This window comes from Ideonella aquatica (assembly GCF_018069755.1).
GTDB lineage: Bacteria > Pseudomonadota > Gammaproteobacteria > Burkholderiales > Burkholderiaceae_C > Ideonella > Ideonella aquatica.
Window position 1 is genome coordinate 55,999 of the sequence record NZ_JAGQDE010000016.1, and the last position, 16,775, is coordinate 72,773.

Below are 16,775 nucleotides of genomic sequence, written 5' to 3' on the forward strand. Positions count from 1 at the left end.
AGGTGAACAACGCCGGCCCTTTCTCTTTCCCGTGTTCCCTGGCCGGGTGGCCTACCCGGCCCGTCCTCACCACGACCTGGAGACCATGCAAGTGAAGCAACTCGCCGCCCTGGCCCTGCCCTTTGTCCTCGTGTTCGGCGCCGCTGGTGCGCAGGCCCAGGACAAGCCGCTCTACACCGTGCAGGAGGGCTACAAGGTGGACGCCAACACCATGAAGGGCTTTCGCACCTGGCGTGCCGCTGCCTGCGACCGCTGCCATGGCGCCAACCAGGAAGGCATGGTCGGCCCGTCGCTGGTCAACAGCCTGAAGACCCTGTCCAAGGAAGAATTCGTCAAGACCGTCACCAACGGGCGCCTCGACAAGGGCATGCAGAGCTTCGGCACCAACCCGACCGTGATGGAGAACATCGACCACCTCTACGCCTACCTCAAGGGCCGCTCCGACGGCGCCATCACCCGCGCCAAGGTGGAAGAGATCAAATGAGCCCGGCACGCATCGCGGGGGCGCTGGCCGCGGCGGCGCTGGCCGCGGCGCTGCCCAGCCTGGCCCTGGCCCAGGACGACGCGCCGCGCAAGGCGCTCAAGGTCTGCCAAGACCCGAACAACCTGCCCTTCTCGAACACGGCCGGTGACGGCATCGAGAACAAGCTGGCCGAACTCTTCGGCAAGGCCCTGGGCCTGCCGGTGCAGTACTACGAGTTTCCGCAGCGCATGGCCTTTGTGCGCAACACGCTGCGCTTCAAGCTGCCCGGTGAAGATTACCGCTGCGACCTGATGATGGGCGTGCCCGTGGGCTTCGACCAGGTGTCGGTGACCAAGCCCTATTACCGCTCGACCTACGCGCTGGTGATCCCGGCCGGCAAGGGCCTGGACGGCGTGAAGTCCAGCGCCGACTTCCTGGCCCTCGGCAAGGACCGCCTGGCCAAGCTGCGCATCGGCGTGTTCGACCGCTCGCCCGCCTCCGACTGGCTGGCGCGACACGACCTGACTGACCAGGGCGTGCCCTACAAGATGCTCGACGCCGATCCGGCCCGCTACCCCGGCCAGATCATCGAGGACGAACTGGCCCACGGCCGCATCGACGCCGCGATAGTCTGGGGTCCGTTGGCGGGCTTCTTCGCGCAGCGCGTGAAGCAGCCACAACTGGTGGTGATCCCGATGGCCTCCGAGCCCGGCGTGCGGTTCGATTACCAGATGGCGATGGGTGTGCGCTACGGCGAAAAGGCCTGGAAGGACCAGATCGAGGCCGTGATCGACGCCCACCGCTCCGACATCCGCGCCATCCTGCAGTCGTACAACGTGCCGCTGCTGGACGACGCACCGGCCCCTTCCCGCTGAGACCCGACTGCTCCCCCCGATGCCCCTCCGTCACACCGTCGCCACCCTGACCCTGCTCAGCCTGCTGGCCTGGCCGACCGCCCAGGCCCAGGTGCCTGCCGCAGCCGAGGCCTCTGCGCCCGCGTCCACTGAAGGCAAGAAAGACTTCTCGCCCTCCGAGCGCCTGTTGCTGATGTCCGACCAGCTCAAGGGCCTGAAGGCGGGGACCACGCTGACCTACCGGTACCTGCACAAGGGCGAGGGAGACGATCCTTTTGAGGACAGCGCCCGGGTGCGGCTGGCCAAGCGCCCGGATGGCAGCTGCTGCTCGGCCAGCGGTGACTTTCTCAGCGGTGCGCGCAAGCTGCAGTTGCCGGAAGTGCAGAAACCGGTGGGCAACCCGGTGCTGCTGTACTTCCTGGAGCGCGACATCCGCCAGATGAACAAGATCACCAAGGGCTCGGTCAACTATTTTCGCAAGCGCATCCGCATGGCGCTCTACGAGGCGGGCACGGTGCGTGATGTGCAGGCCAGCTACCAGGGCAAGCCGGTGGCCGCGCGCGAGATCATCCTGACGCCTTTCGTCAACGATCCCAACGAAGCGCGCTTTCCGCTCTATGTGCAGCGCAGCTACCGCTTTGTGCTGTCCGAGGCCGTGCCCGGCCAGGTGCTGTCGCTGCAGACCCTGACGCCCGGCCCCAGGCCCGATTCCACACCACTGACTGACGACCAGCTCACCCTGGCCGGCGCGTCGGTGCCGGCGCTGCAGCCCTTCACGCCCATCGCCATCAGGAACGCCCAATGACGCTGTTTCGCCCGCTGACCGCTGCCGCCGCCGCCTGCGCGACGCTGCTGGGCGCCCTGCCCGCCCACGCCGCCAACGACTTCCCCACGGTGGCCCGCGTGCTCTACGTGCACGAGTGCATGCGCGACCACCCCGGCGCCCACTTTGAGATGGTCAATAAGTGCGCCTGCGCCCTGGACAAGCTGGCCGAGCAGATCAGCTTCGACGAGTACGAGACCCTCTCCACCGAAGCCAACGCCACCACCATCGGCGGCGAGCGCGGCGCCTACCTGCGCGAGAACGAAGGCGTCCAGACCGCCGTACGCCGCTACCGCAAGCTGCAGACCGAGGTCAAGAAGGCCTGCTTCGTGATCCGCTGAGGTCCACCATGTCCACCCGCCTGGCCCTCTTGCACCAGCGACGCCGTTGCCTGCTGGGTCTGTCGGGACTGGCCGCCCTTCCCGGGGTGGCCTGGGCCGCGCCGCCGGCCGAGGACAGCCACCCCGACGACTCGCCGATCTGGCGCAAGCTGCGTGCGCAGTACTTCGATGACCGCACGCCGGCGATCGCCGCACCCGAGGCGCTCAGCCTGTCGGCCCCCAAGCGGGCCGGCGACCCGGCCTTCGTGCCGCTGGCCACCAAGCGATCGCTGCCCTCGGAAGGCGCGGCAGCGATCCGCCGCCTGTGGCTGATCATCGACCAGAACCCCTCGCCGCTGGCCGCCATCTTCGAGCTGCCCGAGGGCGGCGCGCTGCCCGACCTGGAAACCCGCGTGCGGGTGGACGAGTACAGCTTTGTGCGGGCCGTGGCCGAGCGCGCCGATGGCCAACGCCTGATGGCGCTGCGCTATGTCAAGGCCAGTGGCGGCTGCTCGGCCCCGCCCGGTGGCGACGAGGCCGCCCAGCGGGCCTCGCTGGGCCGCATGCTCTTCCGCGCCGACGGCCCGCGCCCGGCCGCCGGTCAGCCCTGGACGCTGCAGTGGCAGGTGCTGCACCCCAACCACTCCGGCCTGGCGATGGACCAGTACACGCGCCAGTTCACGCCGGCCGAGTACATCCGCTCGCTGCGCCTGTGGCAGGGCGAGCGCCTGCTGCTCAGCGCCGACCTGGATTTCGCGCTCAGCGAGAACCCCAGCCTGCGGCTGCGCTTCGTGCCGCAGGGTGATGCGCCGCTGCGCGCCGAGGTCACCGACACGCGCGCGCGCCGATTCACCGCCGAGGCCGCGCTGTCCACGCTGACGGGCGGCGCATGACACACGGCCGGCTCACCCGGGCCCTGGCCACCGCCAGCGTCGCCCTGTGTGCCGCTGCTGCCGCGGTGGGCGCGCCGCTGGCCTGGATCACCAACCAGGGCAGCCACACCGTCTCGGTGGTCGATCTCGCCACCCGCCGCGTGGTGGCCACGGTACCGGTGGGCCGCTCGCCGGCGGGCGTGGTGGCCGTGCCCGCGCGCGGCGAAGTGGTGGTCAGCAATGCCGACGACGAGGCCCTGACCGTGCTGGCCATGCAGCCCCCGCGCGAGCTGGCCCGCCTGCCGGTGGGCCCAGGCGTCGTGGGCTTGGACGCCAGCGCCGACGGCGGCCGTGTCTTTGCCGCCGACTGGTACCGCCAGCGCCTGAAGGTCTTCGACCTGCCGGCCCGGCGCCTGATCGCCGATGTGCCGCTGGGCCGCGCGCCGGCCGGCGTGGCGGCGCTGCCCGATGGCGCCCAGGCCTGGGTGGCCGAGCGCGACGACAACCGCGTGGCCCTGGTCGACGTGGCGCGCGCCGAGGTCATCGCCCGCGTGCCGGTGGGCCAGCACCCGTTCGCGCTGCTGCTGGACACGCCGCGCCAGCGCCTGTTCGCGCTGAACGTGCTGAGCGACGACATCAGCGTCATCGACACCCGCCAGCGCCAGGTGGTGGCCACGCTGAAGGTGGGCAAGGCACCCTATGGCGCGGCGCTGGCCGACGACGCGCGGCGCCTGTACGTGACCAACCAGCACGACGACAGCGTCAGCGTCTTCGACGCCGACAGCCTGGCCCCGCTGGCCACGCTGCACGGCTTCGGCTACCCCGAAGGCATTGCCGCCCAGGGCGCGCAGGTGCTGGTCGTGAACTGGATGGACGACGACCTGAGCGTCCTCGACGCTGCCAGCGGGCGCCTGATCACCCGCATCGCGCTGGGGCGCAATCCGCGCGGATTTGGCGCCTTCATCGGCACGCCTCCCGATCTATCCCTCGCTCGCAAGGAGACCCCCTGATGACCCATCCCCCCTCGCCGACGCGCCGCCTGTGCCTGATCGGCCTGGCCCTGGCCGCCGTGTCCGGCGCGGCCACCGCCCACGGCCCGACGCGCCAGAAGGTGACCGAGACCATCGCCATCAACGCCCCCGCCGCCGCGGTCTGGGCCCGGATCAAGGACTTTTCCGCGCTGCAGGCCTGGCACCCCGCGGTCCAGGCCAGCCCCGCCGACAAGGGCAACGAGATCGGCTCGGTCCGCCAGCTCACGCTCAAGGGCGGCGGCGCGCTGACCGAAACGCTGGAAGCCTGGGACGACGCCGGCATGAAGTACACCTACCGCGCCAAGGATGGCGGCGCACTGCCGGTGACCAACTACACCTCCACCATCCGTGTCACCGAGGACGCCGGCAAGGCCACGGTGGAGTGGCGCGGCGCCTTCTACCGCGGCTACCCCAACAACAACCCGCCGCCGGACCAGAACGACGAAGCCGCGGTCGCGGCTGTCACCGGCGTCTACCAGAGCGGCCTGGCCAACCTGAAGAAGCTGGTCGAGGGCAAGTAGGCGCCTGCGCATGAGCACCCCGGGCCGATTCCAGCGCCGCCGCCTGCTGCAGTGGGCCGCCTGGACCAGCCTGTCGCCGCTGGTTGGCTGCGCCACCGCACCGATGGCCGTGCCAGGCGTGGCCCTGTCCGTGGCGCCAGGTGTCTACATGCTGCCGGGCACCGGCGGCGAGGTCGATCCGGCCAACCTCGGCCGCATCGGCAACGCCGGCTTCATCGTCGGCCCAGCGGGCGTGCTCGTCATCGACAGCGGCGTGTCGGCGCGCCATGGCCAGGCCCTGCTGGCCGAGATCCGCCGCACCACCGCGCTGCCGGTGCGGGCGCTGCTGCTGACCCATGTGCGCCAGGAGTTCGTCTTCGGCGCCAGCACCTTCCAGGCTGCGGGCGTGCCGGTGTGGATGCATCCCGCCGCTGCGCGCCTGATGGCCGCGCGCTGCGACAACTGCCTCAAGACCCTCAAGCGGGTGCTGGGCGACGAGGCGATGGCCGGCAGCCGCGTGGTCCGCCCGGACCGCCTGCTCAGCGACCTGGCCGCCGCCGAGTCCGACCTGGCCGCCCTCACCGGCCGGCGCGTGCGCCTGCTGGTGCATGGCGAGGATGGCCACAGCAGCGGCCCGGGCGACCTGGCCGTCCTGGACGAGGCCAGCGGCACGCTGTTCGCCGGTGGTCTGATGGACGCCCGCAGCATCCCCGACGTGCAGGACGCCCGCCCCGAGGGCTGGCGCGCTGCGCTGGACGCGCTGCAGGCGCTGCCGCTCGCGCGCATCGTGCCCGGCCACGGCCCGCTGGCCGCGCCCGCCCTGATAGCGCAGACGCGCCGCTACCTGGACCAGCTCGACGAGCGCATTGCCGCCCTGCTGGCCCGCGGCACCCCCTTGTCGGATGTGGCCGAAGCCGCCACGCTGCCCGAATTCGCCGACTGGGACCAGGCCGACACCATCCACCGCCGCAACGCCTCCATCGTCTTCCTGCGCCAGGAGCGCGCCCTGCTGCTGCGCTGACCAAGGACCGCCCCATGAGCCTTCTCCGACGACACGCCCTGCTGGCCCTGGCCGGCCTGCCGCTGGCAGCCTCGGCCGCGCCAGGCGGCCTGCCCGCGGTGATCGACCACGACGGCGGCTCGCCCGAGTGGGACCGTCTGCGCGCCAAGCTCTTCGGCGACCGGCCGATCGCCACCGGCGCCGACAGCCAGGTGCAGCTGGTGGTGCCCCTGCGCGCGGCCTACGGGGCCTCGGTGCCGGTGAAGATCGTGCCGCGCCTGGGCGACCAGGCCCCCGGCCGCGCGGTGCGGCGCTACACGCTGCTGGTGGACAAGAACCCGTCGCCGGTGGCAGCCACGCTCACCATCGGCCCGGCCATCGCCCGCGCCGAGTTCGAAACCCGGCTGCGCGTGGACGAGTACGGCCACATGCGCGTCATCGCCGAGCTCGACGACGGCTCGCTGCATCTGTCGTCGCGCTACGTGAAGGTCTCGGGCGGCTGCAGCGCGCCACCCAACCGCGACGCGCCGCAGCTGATCGGTCAGACCCGCTTCAAACTGCCCGAGGGCCTGAAACCCGCCGGCCAGCCCACGCCGGCCGAGGTCACGGTGATCCACCCCAACGACACCGGCTTTGAGCTCAACCAGGTGACGGTGATGTACATCCCGCCCCACTTCGTGCGCAGCATCCGCGCCCGCTACGACGGCCGCCTGCTGTTCGACCTGGACTGTGACTTCTCGGTCAGCGAGAACCCCAGCTGGCGCTTCCTGTTCCAGCCCCGCGCCGACGGCGGCGGCCGCCTGGAGGCCGAGGTCGAGGACAGCAAGGAGCAGCGCTTCCGCGGCGGGCTGGACCTGGCCACCGGAGCGATCGCATGAACCAGCAGCGCCGGCACTGGCTGCAGGCCACCGGCCTGGGGCTGCTGCCCTGGACCGCGCCCGCCCGCGCTGCCATCCCCGCCGCCTATGCGCCGATGGTGATCGAGCCCGCCAAGCCGCAAGGCGACGCCGGCCCCTGGCAGTTCGATCTGCGCCCTGCCCAGGCCCGTGCGCGCCAGTTGAAGAAGGACATCTACCTCGTCCTCACCGCCACCGACTGCCACTACTGCCACCGCTACGAGGCCTTTCTGGCCGCCAACGCCCAGGCCCTGGTGCCGCACTTCAACCAGCGCTGGATGGTGGCCACCATGACCGCGCAGCTGGCGGTCGACGCCAAGCGCCTGCACCTGCGCACGGAGGCCCACCAGGGCCTGTATGCCGACTTCCAGCGTGCCATCGGCGATCAGCGCGCGCGTCTGCTGGTCTACCCCTGCGTGTGGGTGCTGTCGGCCGACGGCAAGCCGCTGATGCAGATGCCCGCCGGCGCCGGCACCTTCGAGACCGTGCCGGAGCAGTTGGAGATCCTGCGGCTGGAGGAATAGGCGAACAGGCGCCAGCTCGCCCTCAGGGCACTGGGCAGGCCCTATGACCGCGTCCATCGTGCTGTGGCATAGTGATCCGACGCCCTTTCGTGGCCTCAGCCCCCGCCATGCCCGCCTCCTTCGGCCCCCAGTTGCCGTGGCTCCCCGTCGACGGCGGTGCCTCACCGCAGCAGAGTTGCACGCTGGGCTGGAGCGTCATCGAGCGGACCGGGCGTCAAGGCCTGCGCCGCCATGCTGTGCTGTGCACCGTGCTGCAATCGCCCTCGGTGCCGCACCCGGTGCGCTGGCTGGCCGATGCGCAAGGCCTGCATTACGACGAGGTGCTCGACAGCGACGGCTGGCCGCCCCGCCTGTCTGAGCTGCCCCCCGGACCGGACAGCGCCGCCAGCGTGCAGGCCCTGGGCCTGGCCCTGGGCCGGGTGCTGCAGGCGCTGGAGCGCCAGGGCATCGAACACGGCCGCCTGAGCCCCGACACAGTGCGCTGGCAGCCTGCCAGCGCCCAAGCCTGGCTCACGGATTTCGACCTCGGCCGCTTCATCCACGCCCCCGAGGACCCGCGCAGCCCCAGCCGCCACCGCTGCAGCAGCGACCTGGTGAGCCTGGGTCGGCTGCTGGCCTGGCGCGCCAGTGCCGATGCGCGCTGGCTGGACCCCTCGCCCCCCGATTTGGACAGCCTGGACCGCTGGCCGCTCGATGCCTTCCTGAAAGGCGTGCTGCGCGACCTGCTGCAAACGGGCGACGCCGCAGGCTACCGCAGCGCCCGCGCGCTGTGCGAGGACCTGGTGGCCGGCACCCTGCGACCACGCCCCGCCGGCCTGGGGCGGCCGCCGGCCTGGCGGTTGCCAATGGAGCGCATCGGCCGCGCCACGGAACACGCGCAGATGCGCCGCGCCTGCGCCGAGGTGGCCCAGGCCGCCGCCACACCGGCCTCGGCGCTGGTGGTGGTGGATGGCCGCTCCGGCATCGGCAAGACCTCGGTGATCGAGGCCGCGTGCCGCAGCATGGCCAGCGACGGCGCACGGGTCGCCGCCGGCAAGTTCAACCAGTACGGCAGCCAGTCGCCCGTGGCCGCGCTGATGGATGCCCTGGACGACGCACTGTCCGACCTCGCCGGCCAGGCCCCGGCCGACCTGTCGGCGCTGGTCAAACCCTTGCGCGATGAGTTGGGCGCCATGGCCGGCGTGCTGACCCCAACGCTGCCCTGGCTGGAACAACTGATCGGACCGCAGCCCCCTGCACCCGAACTGGGTGCTGAAGCCAGCCGCACCCGTTTCGAGCTGGCCCTGCGGCGCCTGGTGGTGGCGTTGTCGGCGGGACCGGCACCGCTGGTGCTGTTCGTCGATGACCTGCAATGGGCCGATCCGCGCACGCTGGAGCTGCTGGGCGGCCTGCTCGCCGAGCCGCGCCTGGGTCGCCTGCTGCTGATCGGCGCCTACCGCAGCGAGACCGTCGGGGATGGCCATCCGCTGCCTGGCTGGCTGGAGCGGCTGGCCGCCCAGCCGTCGGTGCGCCTGCAGCGCATCCAGGTGCAGGCCTGGCGTGCCGACGACATCGCCGAACTGCTGCAGGTGTCGGGCGTGCAGCCTGGCGAGGCGCTGATCCACACCGCCCAGGCGCTGGCCAGGCACAGCGATGGCAACCCCTTCGCCACTTTGCAGTTGCTGCGTGCCGCCGAGCATGAACGCGCCATCACCGCCGACCCCGGCGGTGCCGGCTGGCAGATCGACCTGACGCGCCTGCAGGGCGTGCTGGACGGGCGCAGCGTGGTCAGCCTGGTGCAGTCGCGCCTGCGCGGCCTGCCCGAAGCCACCCAGGCCGCGCTCAGCGACGCCGCGCACCTGGGCGCCGAGTGGTCGATCGAGGCGCTGGCCGGCGCCCGCGGCACCACGCCGCTGCAGGCCTGCCGCGACCTGGCGCCGGCGCTGTCCACCGGACTGGTGGTGGTGATCGACGACGACCGCGCCGTGCCACAGGCGCTGACGCTGCGCTTTCTGCACGACGTGGTGCAACAGGCCGCCTACGAACAGGTGGCCCCGGCCCAGCGCGACGCCCTGCGTGTGCGCCTGGGCACCGGCCTGCTGCGCCATGCGCGCGACCAGGGCCATCTCGACCAGTTCCTGTTCGCCATCGTGCAGCAGTTCAATGGCGTCGAGGAGACCCCCGTGGGCGGCCTGGATGCGGCCACCTCGGCACTGCTCAACGAGCGCGCCGGCCAACTCGCCAGCGCCCAGGGCGCCAGTGCCCCGGCACTGGAGTACTTCCTGCGCGCCGCCCGCGCCAGCGCCTTGGCCGACGAGGCCCCTGCCGCCAGCCAGACCCTGGCCCTGCACTGCCGCGCGGCCGAGGCCGCCTGCGCTGCCGCGCGCTTTGACGTCGCCAACGAACTCCTCACCCGCGCCAGCGCGCTGCCGGCCACACCGGCCGACTCGGCCCGCATCGCCGAGTTGCGCGTGCTGCTGCTGCTGGCCCGCAACCGCCTGCCCGAGGCCCTGGCGCTGGGCCAGGCGACGCTGAACCAGCTGGGCATGCCCTTGCTGCCGCTGGGCGACCCCGGCACCTGGCCGCGCGTGCCCGCGCCCGGCACGCTGGAGTTGTCGCAGCCCAGCCCGGCGGTGGTGGACAGCGCGCAGCGCCTGCTGGTTGCGCTCACGCCCTGCGCCTTCATCACCTCGTTCGAGATGTACGCGCGGGTGATCCGCTCGATGATCGAGCTGGCGGTGCAGTGGCCGGCGTCGGCCTGGACCCCCCTGGCCTGGACCAATTACGGCCTCACGCTGTGCGGCATGGAGCGGCGCACCGAGGCCTTCGAGGCCAGCGAGCTGGCGCTGTCGATGCTGGGCCGCATCCAGGATGCCGCGCTGCGCTGCAAGGTCCGCGTGCTCTGCCTGGGCTTCCTGCGCCACTGGCGCCTGCCGCTGGCGGCCCAGCTGACGCCGCTGCTGCAGGCCTACGAAGACTGCCAGGTCAGTGGCGACCAGGAGTACCTGGGCTACGCCGCCTTTCTCTTCTGCGACAAGGCCTGGGGCGTGCAGCCGCTGGACGAGCTGCTGGCCGGACACACGCTGCGCACCACCACCGTCCAGCAGTTCGGCCACGACTTCTCGCACCACCACTGCCGGGTGTGGCAGCAAGGCCTGATGGCGCTGCGCGGCGACGCCGCCACCACGCCGCTGCAACTGGATGGCCCGGCCTTCCGCTCTGACGAGGACCTCGCCCACCTGCAGGCCGCGCAGAACGGCTTCTCACTGTTCACCGCCCACACGCTGCGCGCCGCGCTGGCCTGGTACCGCGGCGAGCCCGAGGCCTGCTGGCTGGCCTGCCAGCAGGCCCTGCCGGTGTCGGCCAATGGCACGGGCACCGTGCTGTCGGTCGACCTGCAGGTGCTGGCCGCACTGAGCGCCCCGCCCTTCGAGGCCACGGCGTTCCGCGACCGCCTGGCCGCCTGGGCCGACGTGGCGCCGGCCAACCTGCAGCACAAGCTGGACCTGGTCGATGCCGTCCTGACCGCACGTTCGGGCCGCCTGGCGCAGGCGCTGCCGCTGTTCGAGCGCGCCCGCGACCAGGCCCAGGCCGGCGGTTTCCTGCGTGACCAGCTGCTGATCGAGCAGGCCTGCAGCGAGGCCCTGGCCGACGCCGGCCAGCGCGAGGGCGCCCAGCACTGGTTCAGCCAGGCCTGGCGCAGCGGCCTGCGCTGGGGCGCGCTGGCCGTGGTCGAACGCCTGCTGGCCCGCCACGCCGAGCGCATGGCCGCGCTGGCCGCGCCCGCGCCTCCAGCGGCCACACGCCCCACGGCGCGCGCCTTTGACTTGGCCCGGGTCAGCCACGACATGCGCAACCCCATCAGCGGCGTGATGGGCCTGACCTCGATCCTGCTGGCCTCGAACCTGGACGAGCGCCAACGCCGCCTGGCCACGCTGACCAAGGCCTCGGCCGAGTCCTTGCTGGGCATGGTCAACGACATCATGGATCTGGGCCAGCTTGAGCATGGCCAACTGCGCCTGCACCACGAGCCGGTGGACCTGCGCCAGCTGGCCGACCACCTGATCGAGCTGATGCGCGTGCAGAACAGCCGCGGGCAGGTGGAACTGCGCCTGCTGATTGACGCCGCCGTGCCGGCCCAGATCCATTCCGACGGTCAGCGCCTGCGCCAGGTGATCGGCAATTTCCTGTCCAACGCCATGAAGTTCACCCGCCAGGGCCATGTGGCGCTGCGCATAGCGCCCGCTGACCTGGATGGCCAGCTGGCGCTGCGGGTGAGCGTGCAGGACACCGGCGCCGGCATCGCCGAGCACGAGCAGGCGCCCATCTTCAGCGCCTTCTACCAGTCCAGCAGCGGCACGGCTTACCAGGGGCCCAGTTCGGGCATGGGCCTGGCGGTGTCCAAGGGCATCGTTGAGGCCCTGGGGGGCCGCATCGGCTTTCACAGCACCCTGGGCCAGGGCAGCGAGTTCTGGTTTTTGCTGCCATTGAACACGCCGCCATGAACGCCGCCAACAGCGCCTTGCTGGACAGCCTGGCCCAGCGCTTTGCCTGCCACCCGCAGCGCCACCCCGGCCTGGACTGGTCGGTGGTGCTGGCCCGCCTGCAGGCTGCTCCTGCGGCGCTGGCCGCCCTGGCCGCGATGGAGGCCAGCGGCGGCGAGCCCGATGTGGTGGGCACCCCCGCGCCGGGCGGTGCCGTGGTCTTTGTCGACTGCGCGCCGGAGAGCCCCAGCGGCCGCCGCAGTCTGTGCTACGACGGTGCCGCGCTGGCCGCCCGCAAGGAGAACAAGCCGCGCGGCAGCGCGCTGGGCGAGGCCGCCGCGCTGGGCATCCGGTTGCTGGACGAGGCGCAGTATCGCCACCTGCAGACCCTGGGCGAGTTCGACCGCAAGACCTCGAGCTGGATCCTCACCCCGTCCGGCGTGCGCGGCCTGGGCGGCGCCTTGTTTTGCGACCGCCGTTACGGTCAGGTTTTCACCTACCACAATGGTGCCGATGCGTACTACGCGGCACGCGGTTTCCGGGGCTGGCTGAGCGTGTAGGCCCGGTGTCGAAAATCGCGCCCGCCCTTCGTCGTCCACACAAGCGGCGCCCATGCCGCCAGGAGTGACCCGATGACCGCTTCCCCCACCCGCCTGCTGCTGATGGTCGCCACGCGCAAAGGCGCCTGGCTCTACCACGGCGACCCGCTGCGCCAGACCTGGCGCGTTGACGGCCCGCACTTCCTGGGCCACACCATCAGCCACCTGCGGCTGGACCCGTGCGACGGCCGCACCCTGCTGGCCGCCGCCCGCACCGGCCACCTGGGCCCCACGATCTTCCGCTCCACCGACCTGGGCGCCACCTGGCAGGAGGCCAGCCGCCCCCCGGCTTTCGCCGCGCCCAGCAACGCGCTGGCCGCGCGCAGCGTGGACCACACGTTCTGGCTCACCCCCGGCCACGCCAGTCAGCCCGGCCGTTGGTATGCCGGCACCTCGCCGCAAGGCCTGTTCCGCAGCGACGACGGAGGCGACACCTGGGCCCCGCTGGCCTCGATCAATGACAGCCCAGTCTTTCGCGAATGGATGGGCACGGTGCAGGACGGCACGCCCGACGGCCCCAAGCTGCACTCCATCATCGTCGACAGCCGGGACCCGGCGCACCTGCTGTTCGGCATGTCCGGTGGCGGCGTGCATGAGTCGCACGACAGCGGCCAGACCTGGCACACCCTGATCGACGGCATGGAGGTGGTGGGCGGCTTCGACCCCACCAACGCGGCCTTCCACGACCCGCACTGCATCCGCCAGTGCCCCAGCCGACCCGAGCGCCTGTACCAGCAGAACCACTGCGGCATCTACCGCCTGGACCGCCCCGGCGCCCGCTGGGAGCGCATCGGCCGGGCGACGCCCCCTGAGGTGGGCGACATCGGCTTTCCGATGGTGGTGCACCCGCATGACGCCGACACCGCCTGGGTCTTCCCGATGGACGGCACCGATGTCTGGCCGCGCACCGCCCCGGCCGGCCGCCCGGCGGCCTACGTCACCCGCGACGCCGGCGCCTCCTGGCAGCGCCAGGACCAGGGCCTGCCCACCGAGCAGGCCTGGTGGACGATCAAGCGCCAGGCCATGACCATCGACACCCTGGCGCAGCCCGCGCTGTACCTGGGCACCACCAGCGGCGAGCTGTGGATCGGCCACGAGGGCGGCGCGCACTGGACCCCGATCGCTCGCCATCTGCCCGAGATTTATGCCGTCGAGGCGGCCTTGCTGGCATGAAGGTGCTGCTGCCGGGCGCCTTGCACTCGTACACCGGCGCCAACCAGGTGGAGGCCCAGGGGGAGACGCTGCACGCCCTGTTCGCCGACCTGGAGCAGCGCTACCCCGGGCTGCGCTTTCGCGTGGTGGACGAGCAGCGGCAACTGCGGCGCCACATGCGGGTCTTCGTCAACGGCGTGTCGGTGCGCGACCTGGACACCGCACTGGCGCCGGACGACTTCGTCGCCGTGGTGCTGGCGCTCAGCGGCGGCTGAGCTCTCACGCCGGCGTCTCGTGCCGCACTCAGGCGCTGACCGACCCCGCCGCCACCTCCACGCCATTGCGCCCACGCTCCTTGGCGCGGTAGAGCGCCGCATCGGCGGCGTGCATCAGCGCCAGCGCGTCGATGCCGTGCGCAGGCGCGCTGGCCAGGCCCACGGTGAAGGTCACGGCGTCAGCGGGATCCGGCAGCATGCTGCGCTCGCCCGACACGCGCGCCAGAGCCGCCTCGAAACGCCGCCGGGCATCGTCCGCCGACATGCCGGGCAGCAGGCACATGAACTCGTCACCGCCATAGCGGGCCGCCAGGTCGCTGGCCCGGATGCTGGCCAGCAGCGCCTGCGCCACCGCACACAGCACGCGGTCACCGGCCTCGTGGCCGTAGCGGTCATTGAAGCGCTTGAAGTGGTCGACATCCACCACCGCCAGCGTCAATGGTTCACCAGCACGCTGACAGCGGGCCAGTTCACGCGGCAGGGTCTCGTCGAACAGTCGGCGGTTGGGCAGGCCGGTCAGGGCGTCGCGCAGTGCCTGCTCGCGCAGGCTCAGGCGCAGCCTCAGGTTGGACAGGCCGAGCTTGACCACTTCGCCGAAGATCTCGCCCCGCTGCTGCAGCGCCTTGTCCGGGCTGGCGGCGTCGCCGCACAGGTGCAGCACGCCCAGCAGCTCACCCTCGACATACAGCGGCAGGCACAGCATGTCCGGCGGCTGCGCCTCGGCCTGGTGGGCGCAGCGCACGCCCTGGCCCTGCTCGTGCCGGTGCAGGCGCCCGCGGCGGATGGCCCAGCAAGCGTCGCGCGGGTAGCTGTCGGGCAGCACAACGGCGCGGCCCCAGCGACCGTGCACCTGCATGTCCTCGCCTGCGCCCGGCAGCGCAAAGCCGCCCGAGCCGCCGCCGAACAGCCGTTCGGCGGCGGCTCGGATCACCTCATGGGCCTCGGTCTCACTGCGCGCCGACTGCAGCAACTGGTTCAGCTCGGCGATCTGCGTCATGTCGGTGTTGTGGCGCTCAAGGTCGCCGACCATCGCCACCAGGCGGGCATGGCCAGCCCGCAGTTCGTCGTCGCGCCGACGCCGCTCGGTGGCATCGGTGACCATGGCCAGCGTGCCGGCGGCCGGGCCGTCCTCGTCGGCGATCGAGCAGGTCGAGACATCGGCCCACAGCACCTGGCCGTCGGCGCGGCGCAGGCGCACCTCGCGCCGCAGCGTGCTCTGGCCCTGCTGTCGCGCCATCAGCGCCTCGGCCAGCGGCCGATCGGCATCGTCGAAGAAGTCGTACACCGAGCGCCCCATCATCAGCTCGACGGTGCTGCCCATCATCCGCGCCAGGGCGCCGTTGGCCAGCACGGTGCGGCCCTGCGGATCGAGCTTCCAGACGCCTTCGCTGGCGGTCTCAACCACGCGGCGGTAGCGCGCCTCGCTGGCGGCCAGCGCACGGGCCGAGGCCTCCAGCCCCTGTGCCCGCGCCTCGGCCTCGCGTTCGTGGCGCTCGAAGGCGGCGGCGATCTCGCCGATTTCGTCGACGCGCTGCGCCTCCGGGATGGCGGCGTCGCCGCGTGTGGGCGGGCCCTGGACGATGCGCCGCGCGATCGAGCTCAGCGGCCGGGTCAGCGTCAAGAAGGACACCGCGCCCAGCGCCAGTGCCACGCTGACGCTGCGCAGCACGGTGAGCCCGGCATCGCGCCAGGCACGGGCCAGGAAACGCTCGATCCGCGGTGCCTGGGCGGTGACCACGCTCAGCTGTCCCACGCGTTGACGCGCCGGTCCGTACTCCAGCGACAGGCTGTAGTCCTGCGTGGCAGGCACAAAGCGTGCCCACCAGGCCGTGCCTGCGGTTTCCAGCTGGGCGTTGCGACCCAGGGCCAGGACTTCGCCGAAGTCATTCAACAGCCGCGCCTGCTGCACCGGCAGATAGGACAGCGCGCCCTGCACGATCACCGCCGCAGCCTGCGGGTTGAGGTTGTAACAGGCCTGCGCGGCCGGCTCGCGCATCACCGCCAGCATCTGGAGGATGTCCTGGCGCTCCTCCTCCAGCGAGCGGTCGTAATCCTGCCGCACCTGCAGCAGACTGAACACCGCGCCCAGCAGCAGGCCCAGCAGTGCGGCCAGCAGGGCTTGCCGAACGGCCAGTCGGCGCAGGATCGGGCGAACGGTCATCGGGGCCCACCCTGCTCGCCACGCTGCCGCCATTGCAGCAGCGCTTCTTCCAGCAGACGCGTCGGCAGGCCGCGGCGGTTGGCCTCGGCCAGGCGGGCATCGACCTGACCCAGCAGCGCGATGCACGGACTGCGGCGCGAGAAGCCATGGTGGATGGTGCCCTGGTTCACCGGCGTCGGCAGCGGCGCGATGCGATCGGTCAGGCCCATCTGGGCCAGCTGGGCGCGGCCGGTGTACAGGCCGGTCACCACATAGTCGACCCGTCCGGCGGCCAGCTTCTGAAAATTGACCGCCAGGCTGTCCACGTCTTCCAGCGTCAGGAGGGTCTGGGCCGCCCGGTCAAAGGCGTCGCCGAAACGGTCACCTGCCGTGCGCCCGCCGCGCTTGCCCACCAGGTCCTGGGGCGTCTCGAACTTCAGCGGCCGCGCCTTGGTGGTGAACACCGCCATCGGGTTGGGAAAGGCCGGGGAGCGTGTGAAGGCCAGGTAGGCCTCGCGCTCGGGCGTGGGCTTGAGGCTGACGATCAGGTCGATCTGGCCGAACTCGGCCGACTTCAGCACACGCGGCCAGGGGCCCACGTGACGGGCCTCCCACGGCACGCCCAGCTCGTCCAGGATGCGGCCGGTCAGTGCGATGCTGGCACCGACGATGCGGTCGCCCTCGGCCCAGTGGTAGGGCGGGTAGTCCGGGTTGGCCGACAGCACCAGCCGCGGGCATTCGGCCCCCTGGGCAACGCTGGTGCTGAGCAGAGCCAGCACCAGCGATACCGCCAGACGCGTGAATCGCTCCATGGTCGCTCCTGGTCGTCGAGCAGTGCCTGATTCTGCGCCGGCCCACCTGGT

At 71.8% G+C, this 16,775-nt stretch carries 16 protein-coding genes; 14 read left to right on the forward strand and 2 right to left on the reverse strand.

What is annotated here, in order from left to right; all coding sequences use genetic code 11:
• Nucleotides 1–85: 85 nt before the first annotated feature.
• The 14 genes from KAK06_RS17010 (at nucleotide 86) to KAK06_RS17075 (ending at nucleotide 13,772) form a co-directional block, all read left to right on the forward strand.
• Entirely contained in the window at nucleotides 86–484 is a 399-nt protein-coding gene (locus KAK06_RS17010) for a c-type cytochrome (RefSeq protein ID WP_210803332.1), read from the forward strand.
• Nucleotides 481–1,338, forward strand: a complete 858-nt coding sequence (locus tag KAK06_RS17015) for a substrate-binding domain-containing protein (RefSeq protein ID WP_210803333.1) — start codon at nucleotides 481–483, stop codon at nucleotides 1,336–1,338. The genes KAK06_RS17010 and KAK06_RS17015 overlap by 4 nt, the downstream gene beginning before the upstream one ends.
• A gap of 19 nt (nucleotides 1,339–1,357) precedes the next feature.
• The gene (locus tag KAK06_RS17020) at nucleotides 1,358–2,122 is read left to right on the forward strand and encodes a hypothetical protein (RefSeq protein ID WP_210803334.1); all 765 of its coding nucleotides are present in this window, start codon (nucleotides 1,358–1,360) and stop codon (nucleotides 2,120–2,122) included.
• A complete protein-coding gene (locus KAK06_RS17025; protein ID WP_210803335.1) occupies nucleotides 2,119–2,481 on the forward strand; it encodes a hypothetical protein in 363 nt (120 codons plus the stop codon). Before KAK06_RS17020 ends, KAK06_RS17025 begins: the two co-directional genes overlap by 4 nt.
• Nucleotides 2,482–2,489: 8 nt before the next feature.
• Entirely contained in the window at nucleotides 2,490–3,353 is an 864-nt protein-coding gene (locus KAK06_RS17030; protein WP_210803336.1) for a quinoprotein dehydrogenase-associated SoxYZ-like carrier, read from the forward strand.
• Nucleotides 3,350–4,342, forward strand: a complete 993-nt coding sequence (locus KAK06_RS17035) for a YncE family protein (RefSeq protein WP_210803337.1) — start codon at nucleotides 3,350–3,352, stop codon at nucleotides 4,340–4,342. Before KAK06_RS17030 ends, KAK06_RS17035 begins: the two co-directional genes overlap by 4 nt.
• Nucleotides 4,342–4,884 (forward strand): SRPBCC family protein, encoded by a 543-nt coding sequence (locus KAK06_RS17040; protein ID WP_210803338.1) that lies wholly within the window; start codon nucleotides 4,342–4,344, stop codon nucleotides 4,882–4,884. Before KAK06_RS17035 ends, KAK06_RS17040 begins: the two co-directional genes overlap by 1 nt.
• Nucleotides 4,885–4,894: 10 nt before the next feature.
• The gene (locus KAK06_RS17045) at nucleotides 4,895–5,884 is read left to right on the forward strand and encodes an MBL fold metallo-hydrolase (RefSeq protein WP_210803339.1); all 990 of its coding nucleotides are present in this window, start codon (nucleotides 4,895–4,897) and stop codon (nucleotides 5,882–5,884) included.
• Nucleotides 5,885–5,898: 14 nt separating this feature from the next.
• On the forward strand, nucleotides 5,899–6,741 hold the full coding sequence (locus KAK06_RS17050; RefSeq protein WP_210803340.1) for a quinoprotein dehydrogenase-associated SoxYZ-like carrier: 843 nt from the start codon (nucleotides 5,899–5,901) through the stop codon (nucleotides 6,739–6,741).
• On the forward strand, nucleotides 6,738–7,283 hold the full coding sequence (locus KAK06_RS17055; RefSeq protein WP_210803341.1) for a thioredoxin domain-containing protein: 546 nt from the start codon (nucleotides 6,738–6,740) through the stop codon (nucleotides 7,281–7,283). The genes KAK06_RS17050 and KAK06_RS17055 overlap by 4 nt, the downstream gene beginning before the upstream one ends.
• A gap of 107 nt (nucleotides 7,284–7,390) precedes the next feature.
• Nucleotides 7,391–11,767, forward strand: coding sequence for an AAA family ATPase (locus tag KAK06_RS17060; RefSeq protein WP_210803342.1), 4,377 nt, complete (start codon nucleotides 7,391–7,393; stop codon nucleotides 11,765–11,767).
• Nucleotides 11,764–12,306 (forward strand): DUF4256 domain-containing protein, encoded by a 543-nt coding sequence (locus tag KAK06_RS17065; protein ID WP_210803343.1) that lies wholly within the window; start codon nucleotides 11,764–11,766, stop codon nucleotides 12,304–12,306. Before KAK06_RS17060 ends, KAK06_RS17065 begins: the two co-directional genes overlap by 4 nt.
• A 72-nt stretch (nucleotides 12,307–12,378) precedes the next feature.
• Nucleotides 12,379–13,518 carry a glycosyl hydrolase gene (locus tag KAK06_RS17070; protein ID WP_210803344.1) on the forward strand — a complete coding sequence of 380 codons (1,140 nt, stop codon included), beginning with the start codon at nucleotides 12,379–12,381 and terminating at the stop codon, nucleotides 13,516–13,518.
• Nucleotides 13,515–13,772 carry a MoaD/ThiS family protein gene (locus KAK06_RS17075; protein ID WP_210803345.1) on the forward strand — a complete coding sequence of 86 codons (258 nt, stop codon included), beginning with the start codon at nucleotides 13,515–13,517 and terminating at the stop codon, nucleotides 13,770–13,772. Before KAK06_RS17070 ends, KAK06_RS17075 begins: the two co-directional genes overlap by 4 nt.
• A 28-nt stretch (nucleotides 13,773–13,800) precedes the next feature.
• Here KAK06_RS17075 and KAK06_RS17080 read toward each other — a convergent pair whose 3' ends face one another.
• Both KAK06_RS17080 and KAK06_RS17085 read right to left on the reverse strand, forming a co-directional pair.
• Nucleotides 13,801–15,933, reverse strand: coding sequence for a sensor domain-containing diguanylate cyclase (locus KAK06_RS17080; protein ID WP_210803346.1), 2,133 nt, complete (start codon nucleotides 15,931–15,933; stop codon nucleotides 13,801–13,803).
• A complete protein-coding gene (locus KAK06_RS17085; protein WP_210803347.1) occupies nucleotides 15,930–16,724 on the reverse strand; it encodes a substrate-binding periplasmic protein in 795 nt (264 codons plus the stop codon). The genes KAK06_RS17080 and KAK06_RS17085 overlap by 4 nt, the downstream gene beginning before the upstream one ends.
• Between the last annotated feature and the right edge of the window lie 51 nt (nucleotides 16,725–16,775).

Coding starts and splice junctions, on each gene's coding strand:
- KAK06_RS17085 (WP_210803347.1), bottom strand. CDS start 16,724: ATGGAGCGATTCACGCGTCTGGCGGTATCGCTGGTGCTGGCTCTGCTC.
- KAK06_RS17035 (WP_210803337.1), top strand. CDS start 3,350: ATGACACACGGCCGGCTCACCCGGGCCCTGGCCACCGCCAGCGTCGCC.
- KAK06_RS17050 (WP_210803340.1), top strand. CDS start 5,899: ATGAGCCTTCTCCGACGACACGCCCTGCTGGCCCTGGCCGGCCTGCCG.
- KAK06_RS17070 (WP_210803344.1), top strand. CDS start 12,379: ATGACCGCTTCCCCCACCCGCCTGCTGCTGATGGTCGCCACGCGCAAA.
- KAK06_RS17075 (WP_210803345.1), top strand. CDS start 13,515: ATGAAGGTGCTGCTGCCGGGCGCCTTGCACTCGTACACCGGCGCCAAC.
- KAK06_RS17020 (WP_210803334.1), top strand. CDS start 1,358: ATGCCCCTCCGTCACACCGTCGCCACCCTGACCCTGCTCAGCCTGCTG.
- KAK06_RS17025 (WP_210803335.1), top strand. CDS start 2,119: ATGACGCTGTTTCGCCCGCTGACCGCTGCCGCCGCCGCCTGCGCGACG.
- KAK06_RS17055 (WP_210803341.1), top strand. CDS start 6,738: ATGAACCAGCAGCGCCGGCACTGGCTGCAGGCCACCGGCCTGGGGCTG.
- KAK06_RS17045 (WP_210803339.1), top strand. CDS start 4,895: ATGAGCACCCCGGGCCGATTCCAGCGCCGCCGCCTGCTGCAGTGGGCC.
- KAK06_RS17015 (WP_210803333.1), top strand. CDS start 481: ATGAGCCCGGCACGCATCGCGGGGGCGCTGGCCGCGGCGGCGCTGGCC.
- KAK06_RS17030 (WP_210803336.1), top strand. CDS start 2,490: ATGTCCACCCGCCTGGCCCTCTTGCACCAGCGACGCCGTTGCCTGCTG.
- KAK06_RS17010 (WP_210803332.1), top strand. CDS start 86: ATGCAAGTGAAGCAACTCGCCGCCCTGGCCCTGCCCTTTGTCCTCGTG.
- KAK06_RS17080 (WP_210803346.1), bottom strand. CDS start 15,933: ATGACCGTTCGCCCGATCCTGCGCCGACTGGCCGTTCGGCAAGCCCTG.
- KAK06_RS17060 (WP_210803342.1), top strand. CDS start 7,391: ATGCCCGCCTCCTTCGGCCCCCAGTTGCCGTGGCTCCCCGTCGACGGC.
- KAK06_RS17040 (WP_210803338.1), top strand. CDS start 4,342: ATGACCCATCCCCCCTCGCCGACGCGCCGCCTGTGCCTGATCGGCCTG.
- KAK06_RS17065 (WP_210803343.1), top strand. CDS start 11,764: ATGAACGCCGCCAACAGCGCCTTGCTGGACAGCCTGGCCCAGCGCTTT.